Origin of the sequence: Bacillus sp. MYb78 (assembly GCF_002975115.1) — a bacterium.
Lineage (GTDB): Bacteria > Bacillota > Bacilli > Bacillales > Bacillaceae_G > Bacillus_A > Bacillus_A cereus.
The window spans coordinates 175,059-191,802 of record NZ_PCOB01000008.1 but is presented as its reverse complement, the minus strand read 5'-3'; the positions used below and the strand labels follow the sequence as shown (position 1 = coordinate 191,802).

Here is a 16,744-nt window from a genome sequence, read left to right as displayed (position 1 = left end):
TGTGTCGTGATTATCATTTTCAAATTGATGAATGGGGAAGGCAAATGGTGCGCCACCAGCGTTAGAAACTGGTTCTAGTGGGTTCGATTCCCACCCCGAAATTTTTTAAAGATTGATATAAAAATTTCGAGGGTGGGGTGTTTTTTCGTCATGCTACCCTCGTGTGAGGAGGAGTTAGTATGTTGAAAAAACGCGACTTACACGACAGCCACGTTCTATACGAGTTAATGGTGGATCCAGCTGTCTTCCCTTTTGTGCGTCAAAAGGCTTATTCTTATGAAGAATATTTATTCTTAACGAAACAAACGATTGAAGCTGAAGAGCGTGGTGAATTAATTTCACGCACAATTTTAGATGAATGGGGTAACCCTATCGGAACAATTACTTTATTTGATGTGCAAGAAAAAGCTGGATTTCTCGGGACATGGCTTGGCAAACCATATCATGGAAAAGGCTATAATAAATTGGCAAAAGATTCATTTTTTAGTGAACTTTTCTATGAATTAGATATTGAAACAATTTTCATGCGTATTCGTAAAATAAATATTCGTTCTATTAAAGCTGCAGAAAAACTGCAATATGTGAATCTAGCAAATGAAACAAGAAAAGCCGTATATGATGAAATTAACGCAAACGAAGAAGTATATAACTTATATGAAATTCCAAAAGATCAATACACACTTGCTACAATGCGAGATACAACCTTCCAAGATGCTCATCAATTAAAAGAAGCATAATCTAAATTTTCTGAAATGATAATCAATCATTAACATTTTCCATATGCGTATATCCCCTCATGTCTTTGGAAACGATAAATAGTAACTTTAAGACACGAGGTGATTTGTAATGGATAAAAAGAAACGTGATAAAGCAAAAAACACATTATCTAGTACACAAGAAGTTCTCTATCAACGCGAATTTCAAAAAGCAGATCGTGCAGCAGGATATCGCTCGAAAAGCATTTAAAGTGAAAATGAATAATTAGAAGTTTCCCCCCTAATTATTCATTTTCATTACATAATTTTCTCGACTGATAGAAGTAAGCAAAAAGACCCCTTATGCTTATGCATAAGGGGTCTTTTTGCTGTGGACAACTTTATCCACAAAACTGATGCAATTGTTAGTAATTTTCAAAAACACTTAATATTTTTCTATATTAAAGCATATATCAGCTGTTTTAATTGTGGATATTTTTCTAAAAATTGTGGACAATGTGGATATAGTTGTTAATATTCCGACTTTACTGTTTAATGAAAGCGCAATTATTTTGTGGATAACTGGCTAAATTTTCTTTGAAAATAATAAAGAACCCTCTTTACATATACAAAGAGGGTTTCATATTAAGTAAAAGATTGTGCAAGAGCAGGTGATTTAATAGGTATATGACGCGGTTCTGCATGATTTTCTGCCAAAATTGCATCTACAATATGACCAGCTGGCTCTGGAAGATAGATGCTTTTCATTGCTTCTTTCATTTGAAGAAGCTTCACATCATCTTGTAATAATGCTTCTGTTTTTGCGAAAACCTCACTATCATCGCGAATGACAACTGCTGCTCCTTTTTTTTCAAAGTACATCGCATTTTCATTTTCTTGTCCTGGAACAGGCTTATATAAAATGACAGGTACTTGCAACGCTGCTGCTTCACTTAATGTTATTCCGCCTGGCTTCGTAATCATACAAGAAGTAACTCGGAATAATTCATCAATATTTTCAACATACCCAAACACTTTTAATGCATCGGAATTTTGCTTCTGTAAACTTAATAAATCATGTTTTAAAGCTTCATTTTTTCCACAAACGACAACTACTTGTAAATTAGGCACTGACATAAATGATTGGCATAGTTCTTTTACATTTCCTAATACCCCATGAGCACCTGCTACAATTAGTAAAATCTTTTTATTCTTACATAACTGATATTTATTATATATGATGTCTGAATTTACCTTTAACTCAAAACTACTCCGAATTGGAATTCCTGTTTCAACAATTTGTTCCGCAGGTACACCGATATCAACCATCAATTCTTTCACGTGATCCGTTGCAACAAAATAACGATCTACTTCTCGATGAATCCATATTTTGTGCACGCAAAAATCCGTTAATACGTTATAGACAGGAATTGAAATCCCCGTTTGTTTTTTCAATTCTGGTACAGCAATAATTGGAAATGTATTAATCACAATATCAGGTTTCTCCACCTGTAACAGTGTTTTCAAACGTTTTCTTCCAAAGTTCGCATACCAAGATGCTATTTTCTTATCATAAATTTTTTCTACCCCGTAATAAAACAAACGATATAATTCTTTTCCTATTGTATAACTTTTTAAATATAGATATTTTGTAATGTCAGTTATAAATGGATGTGATTCTCCAAACAAGTCGCATACAATAACATCTTCAATTCCTTTTTGGCGAAATGTTTGTTCTAATGTTTTTGCTACTTGCACATGACCATTACCGTAATGTGCAGTTAATATTAAAACCTTGGGGTTTTTTATCAAACAAATCCACTCCTAGCTTTTTGTTTCTCCATATTGCATATACGACAATAGGAAAAACATTTTCCTTAAAAATTACATAAACAGATTCTAATAATTCCCTTTTCAGCTATGTACCTGTCGTGGATATGCAAAGCATATAAGATTGACCCCTTAATCCTATCTGTGCTCATATCTTTACATTATACTTTCCTATAAGAGCTTTCGCAATAACTTACAAATCTTCTCTATTCCATGATACTCACTCTTTTACTTCTTAATTCTTTTTACTATTTTGATTTCCCTTTACAATTATGTAAATTTATCCACTTAGTCCGTACAAAATTATGGATATTCTACTTTCAGTATACTCTTTTATCAATATATACTCTAGATTTTATTGTAAAGAAAGCAAAAAGCCTAATCCAATATTTGGATTAGACCGCTTGTAAAATATGTTTAGCATGTTCTACATTTTTCTCAGTAGGTGGTTCTACATTTGCGAGTGGGTACTTGTGTCCAAGCGCCTCCCATTTATATACACCAAGCTTATGATATGGTAACACTTCAACTTTTTGAACATTAGACAGACTTTGAATAAAGCTAGATAGTTTTTGTAGATCCTCTTCATTATCCGTAACACCAGGAACTAATACGTGTCGTACCCAAATCGCTTTATTCTTATCCGATAAATAACGAGCAAATTGTAAAATATGTTCATTTGGTTTCCCTGTTAATTTACGATGCTTTTTGGAATCGATATGTTTCAAATCCAATAAAACTAAATCTGTATAATCCATTAAAATATCTAGCTTATTTTGGAATTCTGGTTCCTCAGAATAACACCCACCAGAAGAGTCGATTGTTGTATGGATACCAGCCTCTTTACACTTTTTAAACAACTCAATTAAAAAGTCTAGCTGTAATAATGGCTCTCCACCGCTAACTGTTATACCGCCTCCGGAGGCTTCAATAAATGGAAGGTAACATGTCACATCCTGCATCACTTCTTCAACTGTTATTTCTTTACCTTTACCGATTTCCCACGTATCAGCATTATGACAATATTGACAACGTAATAAACACCCTTGTGTAAATATGACATAACGAATCCCTGGGCCATCAACAGTACCACAAGACTCTACAGAATGTATTCTTCCTTTTACCATGTTACTTCCTCCTTTATTGAAACAGCCTCCCTTCGCTATGTATTAAAAGCGAAGGGACACTTTTTTCATTTACATGCTTTCATGCATTGTACGGTTAATTACATCAATTTGTTGTTCACGAGTTAATTTAATAAAGTTTACAGCGTAACCAGATACGCGAATTGTTAATTGTGGATATTTCTCAGGATGTTCCATTGCATCCATTAATGTTTCACGATTAAATACGTTAATATTTAAGTGATGGCCTTCTTTTACTGCATAGCCATCAAGCATAGATACTAAGTTACGTACTTGTACATCATCTTCTTTACCAAGTGCTTTTGGAATAATAGAGAATGTATTAGAAATACCATCTTGTGCATCTTCATATGGTAATTTAGCTACAGATAATAATGAAGCTAATGCACCTTTTGTATCACGTCCATGCATTGGATTTGCACCTGGTGCAAATGGCTCTCCAGTACGGCGTCCATCTGGAGTGTTACCAGTTTTCTTACCGTATACAACGTTAGAAGTAATAGTTAAAATTGACATTGTATGAACGGAATTACGATATGTTTTATGTTTACGCAGTTTATTCATAAATGTTTTCACGAGATTTACAGCGATCTCATCTACACGATCATCATTGTTACCGTATTTTGGGAAGTCTCCTTCAATCTCGAAGTCAACTGCAATACCATTTTCATCACGGATTGGTTTTACTTGTGCGTATTTAATTGCACTTAATGAGTCTGCTACTACAGATAGACCCGCGATACCTGTTGCCATTGTACGAAGAACATTTGTATCATGAAGTGCCATTTCAATACGTTCATAGCTATATTTATCATGCATATAATGGATAACATTTAATGTGTTTAAATATAGACCCGCTAACCATTCCATTGTCATATCAAACTTATGCATAACTTCTTCGTAATTTAGTACTTCAGAAGTAATTGGTGCGTACTCAGGGCCAACTTGTGCTTTTGATTTTTCATCTTTACCACCGTTAATCGCATATAATAATGCTTTCGCTAAGTTTGCACGAGCTCCGAAGAACTGCATTTGCTTACCGATTCTCATTGCAGATACACAACAAGCAATTCCGTAATCATCGCCGTAATCAGCACGCATAATGTCATCATTTTCATATTGAATTGCTGATGTTTTGATGGACATTTTCGCACAGTAGTTTTTAAAGTTCTCTGGTAATTGTTTAGACCAAAGAACTGTTAAATTCGGTTCTGGAGCTGGTCCTAAATTATCTAGTGTATGCAAGAAACGGAATGAGTTCTTTGTTACTAATGGACGACCATCTAATGCCATACCACCGATAGATTCAGTTACCCAAGTTGGGTCACCAGAGAATAATTCATTATAATCAGGTGTTCTTGCGAATTTCACAAGACGTAATTTCATAATGAAGTGATCTACAATTTCTTGTACTTCTTCTTCTGTTAAAGTACCATTTGCTAAATCTCTTTCAATGTAAATATCTAAGAATGTAGAAGTACGTCCAAGACTCATTGCAGCTCCGTTTTGCTCTTTAATCGCTGCAAGATATGCGAAGTATAACCACTGGAATGCTTCTTGTGCATTTGTTGCTGGTTTAGAAATATCGAAACCATGAGAAGCAGCCATTTGTTTTAGTTCTTGAAGTGCACGCATTTGCTCAGATAACTCTTCGCGTAAACGCATTGTATCTTCGCTCATTACACCACCAGTTAAATTCAAATCGGCTTTTTTCGCTTCAATTAAATGATCAATACCATATAATGCTACGCGTCGATAGTCACCGATAATGCGTCCACGACCGTATGCATCTGGAAGACCAGTAATAACACCTGATTTACGTGCATTTCTCATTTCTGGTGTATAAGCATCAAATACACCTTGGTTATGAGTCTTTCTCCAATCTCTAAAAATACGACTAAGTTCTTTGTCCATTTCGTATCCATAAGATTCACAAGCTTGTTCTGCCATACGAATACCACCATATGGTTGTAAAGAACGTTTAAATGGTTTATCAGTTTGGAAACCGACTACTTTTTCAATATCTTTATTTAAGTATCCTGGGTCATGTGATGTAATAGAAGAAACAATTTTTGTATCCATATCAAGAACGCCACCGTTTTCACGTTCTTTTGTTGTTAAATCCATTACTTGATCCCAAAGTTGTTTCGTTGCTTCAGTTGCTTCTGCTAAGAAAGATTCGTCTCCTTCGAAAACGTTTACATTATTTAAAATGAAATCGCGAACATCAATCTCTGCTTTCCATTTTTCACCTTTAAAGTTTTCCCATGCGTTTTTAACATTTTCTAATACTTGAGTCATCCTAATCTCCTCCATTTTTGATTAGTACAGGACTAAGATTTTTTATATAACAGCTTACACACTTAGAATACTACTTTTTTACGAAAGTGAACGAAATAGTTGTGACATGTTTGTGAAATGTTGAGCAAACCACTATATATATAGTGTTAACTTCATTTAAAAGTCTTTAAAATTAACCCTTTCCTTAATTGTATTTTTTTGGTATCCTTATATACGAGTCCTATTTTGTAATATAAGAACAATACCCATTGTAGAGCTGTAATACTCTTATCTCCTAATCTGTTATAGTTTTTATAACAGAACAAAAAAGTGTACACATGTTGTACACTTTTTTGTTACTTCTATAAAACATCTCTTTTTCTATTGCCATCATAGAATCCGCCACGATTGTCTGTTGATGCAATTATTTGCTCTAGTCCTTCTATATGATCACCTATAATTCGAAGTACAGCTGGAGGATGACCTATTTTTGCAAAATGTTCACTGGGACGAATACGGTTCATCTTATCAACCTCAACACGACATACACATGCAATTTCAAATCCAGAAAGAAGAGCCTTCACCTGTGCTACACAAGGTGACAATAAAGATTTATATCCAATTGCTTTCAAACACTTGTGGCTAAATGCATTAGGTACCGCAATAAGTGAGCCTACCCCTAAATCCTTTCTATCACAAGCTAAATTTAGTGCATACTTAAATGCAGTTACAAGATGAAGTGGTACTCTTAAATCTAAATAATGATTTAAATCATTTAATGCGACGTCCTTTCCATCTGCAATAGCTTTTGCAAAAGGATATAGTTCACTAGCTGGAATAACAAAATCACCATCTATAAATAACACAATTTCTCCTTTTGCAAAATAAGTTCCAAGTGAACGCCCTACATCGTTTCCAAGGGCTTCTTTATATACAATGGTTGTTGCGCCTTTGTCTTTTGCAATCGTTGCTGTTTTATCTGACGAACCATTTACGACAACGATGATTTCAAAAGGTTCAATTTTACGAAGCTCTTCTATAACCTTTCCAATTGTTTTCTCTTCATTTTGTACAGGAATAACAACCGATAGTTGCTTTTCTCTATACAAATTGGATGTAACGCCCCATCCTTGATAAAAATCTTCGAAATTTAAAGTATGATAGACGCTATCCCTTTTCCTATTTCCATCATAATATCCCCCGCGTATATCACTGCTTACTATTCGTTCTGCAACTGCTTCTATATGATCACCTATCATTCGTCTTTCAGATTGAGAAAGGTTCGTGCCATATGCAGCATGTTCAATCGGTCGAAATTTATTCGGCGTAATAACATCAATAGCACAATGACGGTTAATTCTCCATTTACTTTGTGCTATACGTAAATGAGCTACAATAGGATTAACTAAACATTCATATCCAATACTTTGGACGACTTCTTTCGTCAACGCATGAGGTACAGATAATAAAGAATCTATCTTTAATTCTTCACGCTCTAACATTGCATTTAATATTTGACGCCACACTGTAACGGAATGGGGTTTTTGTTTCTTTAAAAACAATGCGTCCAAATTATTTAAAACGATGTCAGTCTGATCATGTAAAATTGGATTAAGAAACAATTGTAATTTGGAAGTTGGAATAGCAAAGTCCCCATCTATAAATAGTAATACATCACCTATCGCATGTTTTGCGCCAACTGCACGCCCAACATCGTTCCCTAATAGTTCTGTATACCTGATTACCTTACAACCTAGCTGATTAGCAACCTCTTCTGTACCATCATTACAACCATTTGCTATGACAATAATCTCTACTGGATTTAACGGTTTTACCGATTGAATAACGTCTGAAATCGTATCTACTTCATTACTTGCAGGAATAATAACTGATAGCGACTTAGCCATTGTTTTCTTCACGAAACCATTTAATAGTTTCTTTCAATCCTTGTTCCCACGTTACTGTCGCTTGAAATTGAACAAGTTCTCTTAACTTTGTTACGTTCGGCCTTCTATTCGGAATTTCTTCAAAGCCATGTGGATATACTTCCTCAAAAGGAACTTGTACAATTTTCGAAGAAGATTTCGTTAATTTTTTTATTGTTTCTGCTACTTCTTTTATACTCTGTTCGTTCTCAGAACCTATATTAATAATCTCACCATTTACCTTCTCATCCATTGCCCGAATTGTTGCTTCTACCGCATCACTCACATACGTAAAGCAACGTGTCTGCTTTCCATCTCCATATACGAGAATGTCTTCTCCTTGCAAAGCTGCACGGATAAATCGCGGGATTACTCCTGCATATGGACCATCTTTCGCTCTTGGACCATAAATATTAAAATAACGAACAATCGTTACAGGTAAGCCTTCTAATGCGTATCCTAAACATAATGTTTCTTCTAACGTTTTACAAACTGCATAACTCCAACGAATTTTAGAAGTTGCCCCGTACAATCGATCTCCTTCTTCAGAGAAAGGCGGTTTGCCTTTACCATATACTTCTGAAGTAGATGCAAAAACTACTTTCTTCTTTCCTTTTAATGCTGCTTGTAAAATGTTTCTCGTTCCGTCAAAATTCGTTTCAATGAGCTCTATACTTTTTTCCATTGTCGTTTTAACACCTAAAATTGCTGCTAAATGAAACACTACATCATGTTGGTTTACTAATTCATACATAGAATTTTTATCTAAAACACTTATTGGAATAACCCGAATCTCTCTCATTAGCTCATTATGATACTTATTTTTCCCTTTATAGAAGTTATCCACAATCGTGACTTCATAACCCCTTCTCACCAACTCTTCAGCTAAATGAGATCCAATAAATCCGGCCCCACCTGTAATTAAACATTTCTTACTCATACACTCACCTTCTTTATAATTCCCCGTGTATCTATTACTCGGTCTATTCCTTTAAAAAGCTTCCAATCGATATTAGAGTGGTCAGTTAAAATTAAAACACAACCTGCCTCTTTAACTGTTTGTTCATCCAAAGCAACAGATTGATACACCTTATCTCCAATTTCCGCGGAAGAAATATATGAATCATGGTATTTTATCTCGTATCCTTCTTTTATTAGTAATTGAATAATTGGCAAAGCCGGTGATTCTCTCAAATCATTTACATCTTTCTTATATGCGATTCCTACAATTAAAACTAGTCCGGGTGATTGCACCATGCCCTTTACTTTCCGGACTATTTTCTCTGGCATTTCTTCATTAATTACATGTGCCGCCTCAATTAATTGACTAATTGCCCCATTCTTTTTTATTCGCCATTGAAAATATAAGGGGTCTACGGGAATACAGTGCCCCCCTATCCCTGGTCCTGGCCAATACGGAGTAAATCCAAAAGGTTTTGTAGATGCCGCTTCAATGGCCTCATAAAAATCAATCCCTAAACTTTCACATAATGTGTTTAACTCATTTACTAAAGAGATGTTAACTAAGCGCTGAATATTTTCAAATAGCTTACACATCTCTGCTACTTTCGGCGAACTAACAGGTACAACTACGTCAAAAATGGTACTATATAAATCCTGTACTTTTTGTTTACACTTTTCTGTTTGTCCACTAATAACTTTTGGAATAGATTGAACTGAATATTGACTATTTGCTGGATCAATTCTCTCAGGGGAATATCCGATATAGAAATCTTCTCCTACCTTTTGGCCAGCTTGAGAAATAATAGGAATAATAACTTCCTCAAGTGTGCCTGGATATGTGGAACTTTCAAAAATGAAGGTTTGTCCTTTTTGGAGATTTTGTTGTATATAATGCGAAGCTGAAATGAGGGCACTTAAATCTGGTTCTCTTCGTTCATTAATTGGAGTTGGAACAGTAACAATAACATAATCACTATTTTGGAAATCAGTAATACCTTTATCTGGTGTATTTACTATTAATTTATTTTTAGTCAATAAACTTTGCAACACTTTAGAAGAAACATCTGGAATATAACTTTCTCCTTTTATAATCGATTCTATTTTTCTAGTATCTTTATCTAATCCAAGTACGGTATGTCCTCTTTCTGCAAAATGGACTGCTAAAGGAAGACCAACATACCCTAATCCAATAATAGCTACTTTACTACTAGCATTCATCTGTATTCTTTTCTTCCTTTCTCAATTGTTGAATAGTGTCTCTATCGCGATCTCCATCTGTAAAACTCCCACGTTCGTCTGTATATTGCAATAGATAAGCAATCGCCTCAAGTTGATCACCGAAAATACGGTCAAATGCCGGAATACGCCCATTTACAAATCCATGTTGCTCCGGGCGTATCCGATTGGTTTTTATAACATCTACAAATTCTACTGCTGTAATAGAAAAAACCTCCAAAATAGCTTTCATTTGAGCTAATGGCGGAATAACAAGCGAGTCATATCCTATTTTCTCTATTACCCTTTTATGCATAGCATGTGGTACTGCCGTTAATGAGTTATTCCATAAATCCGGTCTTTTCGCTACTAAATTCATAAAATATTTCCCCATACTAATTGGATCTGCAGGATGAAACATATCTAATAAGCATTGTAAATCATTTAAAACCACGTCACTTCCATCTTCAACAGCTTGCAAAAATGGAGTGAGTTTTTTTGCTGGAATAACAAAATCACCATCAACGAATAAACAAATATCGGCTGTGGCATGCATAGCTCCTATCGCTCGAGCTACATTATGTCCGAGTGCTTCCTCGAATTCAATAACGATAACATTCTCTAACTTTGCCTGTTTAACAGTCTCAAAATCTGCTCCATTCGCGACAACAATAATTTCATCTACCCCTGCTTTTTTCACTTCTTGTATAACAGATCTTATCGTCATTTTTTCTTCTGACACTGGTATAATCGCACTATATTTCGCTTTTTCCTTCTTTAATACAACTGGTTTATAGTTCCCTATAAACTCCCTATCCCTGTTTCCCTCCGAAAAACCGCCGCGTTTACCATATGTTTCGATTACATATTGCAAAGCACGTAAATGATCACCCATAATACGGCTAGTCGCTTTCGGATAAGGAGAACCAGGTGATGTTCCTGTATGCACAGGACGAACCTTATTTGTGTGAATTACATCGACCGAAGCCGTATCAACAATATCTACTCCTCTAGACATCGCTATCGCTTGAAATAGTGCTGGATCTGCTAAATTCCACCACCCAAGTTTCTCGATAACTTCCCTGCTCATCGCATGTGGAATTGCGATTAAAGATCCAACAACAAGCTCTTTTTTATTCAAATAGCGATTCAACATGAACTTTCCAACTGTCGTATAATGTGGTCTCATCTTTAAATAAACCGACCATGTTAAATTATTCACAACAATTTGATGCCCTTGTCGAATTCCTTTCACGAAACGTTGTAACTCTTTACTATCAATAACAATATCACCATCTAAAAACAAAACAATTTCACCTTTTGCTTCTCTAGCCCCAATAGCCCGTCCAACATCATTGCCAAGAGAATGTTTATAATAAATCACGTGACAATGATGTTGTAACGCTATGTCTTTCGTTCCATCTGTGGAGCCATTATCTACTACAATAATTTCGTAAGGCTTGAGCTTCTCCACTTCTACTAAAACTTGTGATAAAGTACTCGCTTCATTGTGCGCTGGAATAACAACTGATACTCTCATACTTGTATCACACTTACCCTTCCAAGCGAACATAAGCAATAATAGGAGTACGCACGATTACATCTTCCGGTGGTCCATAAGAAGGAGAAGTACGAACACTTACTGCCCCATCCGTCACAGATAACAGAATGCCTGCAACAATTTCTACAGCTGTAACAACTTGCACTAACTCACCAACATGGTTACGCAATTCATCAGTAAATAACATATATAAGTCTCCTTTCTTACGCTTCTTTTATTGATATAATACTTGTAAATGGTAATAAAACTTCCGTCCCTATTCCTTCTTGTAGTGTTAAGAAATCATCACCAACCGCTACAATCACACCTGTTAATTGTCCAACTGTCACCGTAATTTCAACGTTTTTACCTAAATACTGCTTTGCAATTTCTTTAAAAGGTGATGTATTGCATTCTTTTAAAATGTTACAAATAATAGATTGAAATTGGCTTGATTTTATAAATTCTTCCGTAGCTTGCCTAGAGTTTCTTTGAATAAACCTTGCAAAGTTTTGCGAAAATAAAAGTCGTTCCACAGCAGGCAATAATTTATCATCTAAAAAATAGCCTAATTGTCTATTAAACACTCTTGATAATTTATGCCAATATTTTCTGAACAGACACATACACTTCTCCTCCTATTATTTTTAGATTATAAAATTTTACATCCATACATCTTAATGTATACAAAATAGATATTTTTGTGATAGGTAAGGCATACATTTTCTAAAAGAAATATTTGTTTCAGGGCAAAAAAAAAACTATCCAAAAGGATAGTTTCTTACACTTCAATATTTCGCAACATCGTATAAATGTCATTATTCACTTTACCAAATGATTTAATGTTGTTTTGAATGTTAGATAATAAAACAACATACACACTACCGTTTTTACTAAATCCATTTAAACAATTCCAACCTGGCATTACACCGTGATTCGAATAGCTTCCTGGGTCTACGTACCAGCCAAATCCGTAATCTTTTTTCACGGCTGTAAACATTTGATCGTAACTCGCTTTTGAAATTAACTTTCCAGAGTATAACGCTTCGTTAAATAAATATAAATCATGTGCACTCGTATATATATCACCACAACCATATAGTTGTGACATGCTCGGAATATTAGGTGTTGTCATATTATTATTTACTATTTTATAACCCGTTGATGGGAATCTTGTTTGTTCTAACGCTGTGCCAAAACCAGAATGTTTCATACCAGCAGTAGCAAAAATATGTTGTTTAATATATTCTTCAAGCGACTGTCCACTTACCTTCTCGGCAATGTATGCAAGTATAGAGTAGTTCGAATCGGAATACTTCCACTTCTCTCCTGGACCACCAATACGCTTTTGATTTCCTATTCGCTTTATCAGTTCTTCATGAGAAATATCTTCTTTTCCTTGCTCATATTCTGGAATCCCTGATGTATGTGTTAATAGATGTTTTAGCTGAATACTATTACCTTGTGGAAAATCTGGAATATACTTCGCAACAGTATCTTCAACTTGTAATTTATTTTGATCTTTCAATTGCATAATAGCAGTTGCTACAAACGCCTTTGAAATAGAGCCAATATAAAAAGTCGTCTCTGAATTATTCGGTACTTGCTGCTCTTTATTTGCCATACCGTACCCTTTATTCAGAAGAACTTTTCCGTTCTTCACAATAACAGCTGTCCCGCTAAATCCTGCGTTTTGTAAATACTGGTCCAATTGAGCGTTTTCATTAATTTCTTGAGGTGGTCCTTCAGCAGGCTGTTCCGCAGCTTGCGCTTGCTTCACTTGTTCTTCCTGCTCTTTTTGTTTTTGCTTCTGTACGTCTTGTTTCTTTTTTTCTTCTTTCTTTTTTAGCTCTTCTTGTTTCTTCATTTCTGCTGCCGCTTTTAAAGTTTCTTCTTTCTTATTATGCGCAACAATTTTTGTATACATGAAATATACAAGTGATAATAGTAAGACGAGAATGATTGTCCTTTTTATGTATACAATCGGCCGATGTGCTTTCCCATTCGCATTATTTTGTTCCTGATCCATAATTGCTTTTTTCCCCTTACTCACCAATAATTTAATTCCTCTACTAAAGATTTATTTTAGTAGATTATGGATAATCCATTCTATATCATCCCTACTTTATCACGCACTGCACATATTACCAACCTATATGTACAAAAAAGAAAAAGAAAATTTACAAAAGTAAGATTCCCGTTAAATTGTTAACAAAAAAGAGGATGTCCTCTAAAAAATTGATGTTATCAATCTTTTGGGACATCCTCTTATCTCATTATTTATACGTGTTTTTTCATATCATCGGCAACAGATTCAACATTTGTACCTACGATAACTTGTACACTTGTATTACTTAATTTCATAACACCTTTTGCACCAGCACGTTTTAATGCTGCTTCATTTACTTGACCAGCATCTTTTACTTGTAAGCGTAGACGTGTTGCACAGTTATCAATAACTGTTAAGTTTTCTTTTCCGCCTAAAGCTGCTACGTAAGTTTCACCAATTGAACCTGCAACTGGAGCTTCTTCACCTTCAGCTACCTCCTCTTCGTCTTCACGACCAGGAGTTTTTAAATCGAACTTCTTAATTAAGAAGTAGAATACAACGAAATAAATTACTGCGTAAATTAAGCCGACTCCCGCTAGTAATAATGGTTTTGTTGCAATACCGAAGTTTAAGAAATAATCGATTGCACCGGCACTAAATGTGAAACCATCGTGAATACCAAGAGTTGTTGTAATGAATAAAGAAAGACCTGTTAATACAGCATGAATACCATATAATACTGGTGATAAGAACATGAATGAGAATTCAATTGGTTCTGTAATACCAGTTAAGAATGAAGTTAATGCTAGACCACCTAACATACCTGTAACCATTTTACGTTTTTCTGGTTTAGCAGCCGCAATCATTGCGAAACATGCTGCTGGTAAACCGAACATCATAACTGGGAAGAAACCAGTCATAAACATACCCGCTGTTTTATCTCCGGCAAGGAAGCGAGCAATATCACCATTTACAACATTACCTGCTGCATTTGTAAAGTCACCAAGTACGAACCAGAAATATGTGTTCATTACATGATGTAAACCGATTGGAATTAATAGACGGTTTAATAAACCAAATAGACCTGAACCAACTGCCCCTAAATTAACAATTCCATGAGCTAATGCATCGATAGCATTTTGAATTGCTGGCCAAATTTGTGCGAATAGAATTCCTAATATTAACATCACAACCGATGTAACAATTGGGACGAAACGTTTTCCAGCAAAGAACCCTAACCATTCTGGAAGTTTAATCTTATGGAATTTATTATAAAGAAGTCCCGCTATAACACCAACAATAATACCACCTAAAACTTTCATATCCACTTTAGTCGATAATTCGGCTGCCTTAGATACTTGTGTCATTGTATCTGCAAGCTTAGATGGATCAACATTAGCGCTATTACCTATTAAATCTTGGACTTTGCCTAATTTATCTTGTAATTCTACAGTAGAATATCCCTTACTAAGTGCATCAATACTGTTTTTCATAACTAGATAACCAATTGCACCTGCAAGACCTGCTGCACCACTACCATCAACTGAAAGACCGATTGCAATACCAATTGCAAAAATGAGTGCTAAATTATCAAAAACTGCTGCACCGGCCTGTGCCATAACAGGAATATCAAATACATCTGGTTGCCCTAAACGAAGCAATAATCCTGCTGCTGGTAGTACGGCGATTGGAAGCATTAACGCTTTACCAATACGTTGTAAAAACTGCAACATTTTAATTCCCCCTATCAAATTTATGAAATCGTTATCATTATAAGCACGCCTTAGAAAACGCTTTCTATTTACATAACCATAATAACATATAGTTGTATAGATGTGTAGTTTTTATTTTCGAATTTTTTATGGATAAATCTCCTATTTCCAAACTGTTATATAAAAGGGAAATTCTCCTTTTTTAATACAAAGGACTTGAAAGAACGACCTACTATAGAACATATAACTTTCGTTTTATCATTCCACTTTTTCATGTTATTATTTATTTCCGAGCATATCGGGAAAAGTAAACTTAGTTAATTCGAAATAGGAGCGTTGGTACTATGCAGTGCATTGAAACAAACAACTTACAACAGTTGTTAGAACAAGTAAAACCATATACGAAAAAAGGAAAACTTGCTACTTATATCCCCGAACTAGGAAATGCAAATCCAGACGATTTAGGGATTGCCATTTTCCATAAAGAAACAGAATATATCCATGCAGGCAACTCACAAACACTATTTACTCTTCAAAGTATTTCCAAAGTAATCACACTTGCCCTTGCCCTTTTAGACCGTGGTGAAGAATATGTATTTTCTAAAGTTGGAATGGAACCAACGGGTGACCCATTTAATTCTATTATTAAGTTAGAAACGACAAGTCCATCCAAACCCCTTAATCCAATGATAAATGCAGGAGCATTAGCTATTACAAGCATGTTAGCAGGAAAAGATAACGAGGAAAAAATGGAACGTATTCTTCATTTTGTACGTGAAATAACAGATAACCCTACTATTAATTATTCCTCTAAAGTTGCCGATTCAGAATTAGAGACAGCTTATCTAAATCGTTCGCTTTGCTATTATATGAAACAAAACGGTATTATCGATTGTGATATTGAAGAACTTATGGATTTATATACTCGTCAATGCGCAGTTGAAGTAAACTGCATCGATTTAGCACGTATCGGCTTAATTTTTGCAATGGATGGATATGATCCATATAAAAAGAAACAAATCATCCCTAAACATATTACAAAAATTTGCAAAACATTTATGGTCACATGTGGTATGTATAACGAATCTGGTGAATTTGCAATACGCGTTGGTATCCCTGCAAAAAGTGGTGTAGCGGGTGGTATTTTCGGCTGCGTAAAAGGCGATATGGGAATCGGCATTTTCGGACCAGCTTTAGATGCAAACGGAAATAGTATTGCTGGTTTTAAAATTCTTGAACTTCTTTCTGCTCAAGAAGGCTGGAGTATTTTTTAATCGCGAGTTATCCTGCTATACTAGCAGGATTTTTTATTTCACCAAAACCTCACTTTTGTCAGTTATCAATCCTCTTACAAAAACAGTGCTGAAAGTTTCTCTATATCATGCATAT

At 35.1% G+C, this 16,744-nt stretch carries 14 protein-coding genes and 2 pseudogenes; 3 read left to right on the top strand and 13 right to left on the bottom strand.

Annotated elements, in window-relative coordinates:
• The first annotated feature begins 179 nt into the window (after window positions 1-179).
• Window positions 180-737 carry a GNAT family N-acetyltransferase gene (locus tag CQ064_RS17660; RefSeq protein ID WP_000914737.1) on the top strand — a complete coding sequence of 186 codons (558 nt, stop codon included), beginning with the start codon at window positions 180-182 and terminating at the stop codon, window positions 735-737.
• 109 nt (window positions 738-846) lie between these two features.
• The gene (locus tag CQ064_RS17655) at window positions 847-966 is read left to right on the top strand and encodes a YfhE family protein (protein WP_000358482.1); all 120 of its coding nucleotides are present in this window, start codon (window positions 847-849) and stop codon (window positions 964-966) included.
• 374 nt (window positions 967-1,340) lie between these two features.
• Here CQ064_RS17655 and CQ064_RS17650 read toward each other — a convergent pair whose 3' ends face one another.
• The 13 genes and pseudogenes from CQ064_RS17650 to CQ064_RS34310 form a co-directional block, all read right to left on the bottom strand.
• Window positions 1,341-2,507, bottom strand: a complete 1,167-nt coding sequence (locus CQ064_RS17650; RefSeq protein ID WP_000594694.1) for a diglucosyl diacylglycerol synthase — start codon at window positions 2,505-2,507, stop codon at window positions 1,341-1,343.
• A gap of 413 nt (window positions 2,508-2,920) precedes the next feature.
• Window positions 2,921-3,652, bottom strand: a complete 732-nt coding sequence (gene pflA, locus CQ064_RS17645) for a pyruvate formate-lyase-activating protein (RefSeq protein ID WP_000238463.1) — start codon at window positions 3,650-3,652, stop codon at window positions 2,921-2,923.
• 69 nt (window positions 3,653-3,721) lie between these two features.
• Window positions 3,722-5,971: a formate C-acetyltransferase gene (pflB, locus tag CQ064_RS17640; RefSeq protein WP_000195468.1), complete on the bottom strand. Its 2,250-nt coding sequence runs from the start codon at window positions 5,969-5,971 to the stop codon at window positions 3,722-3,724.
• A 152-nt stretch (window positions 5,972-6,123) separates the two neighbouring features.
• Window positions 6,124-6,344 (bottom strand): annotated as a pseudogene (locus CQ064_RS17635) (hypothetical protein).
• Window positions 6,313-7,857, bottom strand: a complete 1,545-nt coding sequence (locus CQ064_RS17630; protein ID WP_001130008.1) for a glycosyltransferase family 2 protein — start codon at window positions 7,855-7,857, stop codon at window positions 6,313-6,315. The pseudogene CQ064_RS17635 and the gene CQ064_RS17630 overlap by 32 nt, the downstream one beginning before the upstream one ends.
• Window positions 7,850-8,815 carry an NAD-dependent epimerase/dehydratase family protein gene (locus CQ064_RS17625; RefSeq protein ID WP_000037050.1) on the bottom strand — a complete coding sequence of 322 codons (966 nt, stop codon included), beginning with the start codon at window positions 8,813-8,815 and terminating at the stop codon, window positions 7,850-7,852. Before CQ064_RS17625 ends, CQ064_RS17630 begins: the two co-directional genes overlap by 8 nt.
• Complete coding sequence (locus tag CQ064_RS17620; protein ID WP_000994261.1) at window positions 8,812-10,056, bottom strand: nucleotide sugar dehydrogenase; 1,245 nt, start codon at window positions 10,054-10,056, stop codon at window positions 8,812-8,814. The genes CQ064_RS17625 and CQ064_RS17620 overlap by 4 nt, the downstream gene beginning before the upstream one ends.
• The gene (locus tag CQ064_RS17615; RefSeq protein WP_001266449.1) at window positions 10,046-11,593 is read right to left on the bottom strand and encodes a glycosyltransferase family 2 protein; all 1,548 of its coding nucleotides are present in this window, start codon (window positions 11,591-11,593) and stop codon (window positions 10,046-10,048) included. Before CQ064_RS17615 ends, CQ064_RS17620 begins: the two co-directional genes overlap by 11 nt.
• Before the next feature lie 13 nt (window positions 11,594-11,606).
• Entirely contained in the window at window positions 11,607-11,801 is a 195-nt protein-coding gene (locus CQ064_RS17610; protein WP_000899471.1) for a hypothetical protein, read from the bottom strand.
• A gap of 16 nt (window positions 11,802-11,817) precedes the next feature.
• Window positions 11,818-12,219 carry an LSm family protein gene (locus CQ064_RS17605; protein WP_000335546.1) on the bottom strand — a complete coding sequence of 134 codons (402 nt, stop codon included), beginning with the start codon at window positions 12,217-12,219 and terminating at the stop codon, window positions 11,818-11,820.
• A gap of 155 nt (window positions 12,220-12,374) precedes the next feature.
• Window positions 12,375-13,622: a serine hydrolase domain-containing protein gene (locus tag CQ064_RS17600; protein WP_000371895.1), complete on the bottom strand. Its 1,248-nt coding sequence runs from the start codon at window positions 13,620-13,622 to the stop codon at window positions 12,375-12,377.
• A 251-nt stretch (window positions 13,623-13,873) separates the two neighbouring features.
• Window positions 13,874-15,376, bottom strand: a complete 1,503-nt coding sequence (nagE, locus tag CQ064_RS17595; protein WP_000938907.1) for an N-acetylglucosamine-specific PTS transporter subunit IIBC — start codon at window positions 15,374-15,376, stop codon at window positions 13,874-13,876.
• A 141-nt stretch (window positions 15,377-15,517) separates the two neighbouring features.
• Window positions 15,518-15,630 (bottom strand): annotated as a pseudogene (locus CQ064_RS34310) (transcriptional regulator).
• A 69-nt stretch (window positions 15,631-15,699) separates the two neighbouring features.
• Here CQ064_RS34310 and glsA point away from each other — a divergent pair.
• Complete coding sequence (gene glsA, locus CQ064_RS17585; RefSeq protein ID WP_001149850.1) at window positions 15,700-16,629, top strand: glutaminase A; 930 nt, start codon at window positions 15,700-15,702, stop codon at window positions 16,627-16,629.
• The last annotated feature ends 115 nt before the right edge of the window (window positions 16,630-16,744 follow it).

What these genes read in the sequence shown, in the direction of transcription:
- CQ064_RS17660 (WP_000914737.1), top strand. Translation starts at nt 180, where the DNA reads ATGTTGAAAAAACGCGACTTACACGACAGCCACGTTCTATACGAGTTA.
- CQ064_RS17655 (WP_000358482.1), top strand. Translation starts at nt 847, where the DNA reads ATGGATAAAAAGAAACGTGATAAAGCAAAAAACACATTATCTAGTACA.
- pflA (WP_000238463.1), bottom strand. Translation starts at nt 3,652, where the DNA reads ATGGTAAAAGGAAGAATACATTCTGTAGAGTCTTGTGGTACTGTTGAT.
- pflB (WP_000195468.1), bottom strand. Translation starts at nt 5,971, where the DNA reads ATGACTCAAGTATTAGAAAATGTTAAAAACGCATGGGAAAACTTTAAA.
- CQ064_RS17630 (WP_001130008.1), bottom strand. Translation starts at nt 7,857, where the DNA reads ATGGCTAAGTCGCTATCAGTTATTATTCCTGCAAGTAATGAAGTAGAT.
- CQ064_RS17625 (WP_000037050.1), bottom strand. Translation starts at nt 8,815, where the DNA reads ATGAGTAAGAAATGTTTAATTACAGGTGGGGCCGGATTTATTGGATCT.
- CQ064_RS17620 (WP_000994261.1), bottom strand. Translation starts at nt 10,056, where the DNA reads ATGAATGCTAGTAGTAAAGTAGCTATTATTGGATTAGGGTATGTTGGT.
- CQ064_RS17615 (WP_001266449.1), bottom strand. Translation starts at nt 11,593, where the DNA reads ATGAGAGTATCAGTTGTTATTCCAGCGCACAATGAAGCGAGTACTTTA.
- CQ064_RS17610 (WP_000899471.1), bottom strand. Translation starts at nt 11,801, where the DNA reads ATGTTATTTACTGATGAATTGCGTAACCATGTTGGTGAGTTAGTGCAA.
- CQ064_RS17605 (WP_000335546.1), bottom strand. Translation starts at nt 12,219, where the DNA reads ATGTGTCTGTTCAGAAAATATTGGCATAAATTATCAAGAGTGTTTAAT.
- CQ064_RS17600 (WP_000371895.1), bottom strand. Translation starts at nt 13,622, where the DNA reads ATGGATCAGGAACAAAATAATGCGAATGGGAAAGCACATCGGCCGATT.
- nagE (WP_000938907.1), bottom strand. Translation starts at nt 15,376, where the DNA reads ATGTTGCAGTTTTTACAACGTATTGGTAAAGCGTTAATGCTTCCAATC.
- glsA (WP_001149850.1), top strand. Translation starts at nt 15,700, where the DNA reads ATGCAGTGCATTGAAACAAACAACTTACAACAGTTGTTAGAACAAGTA.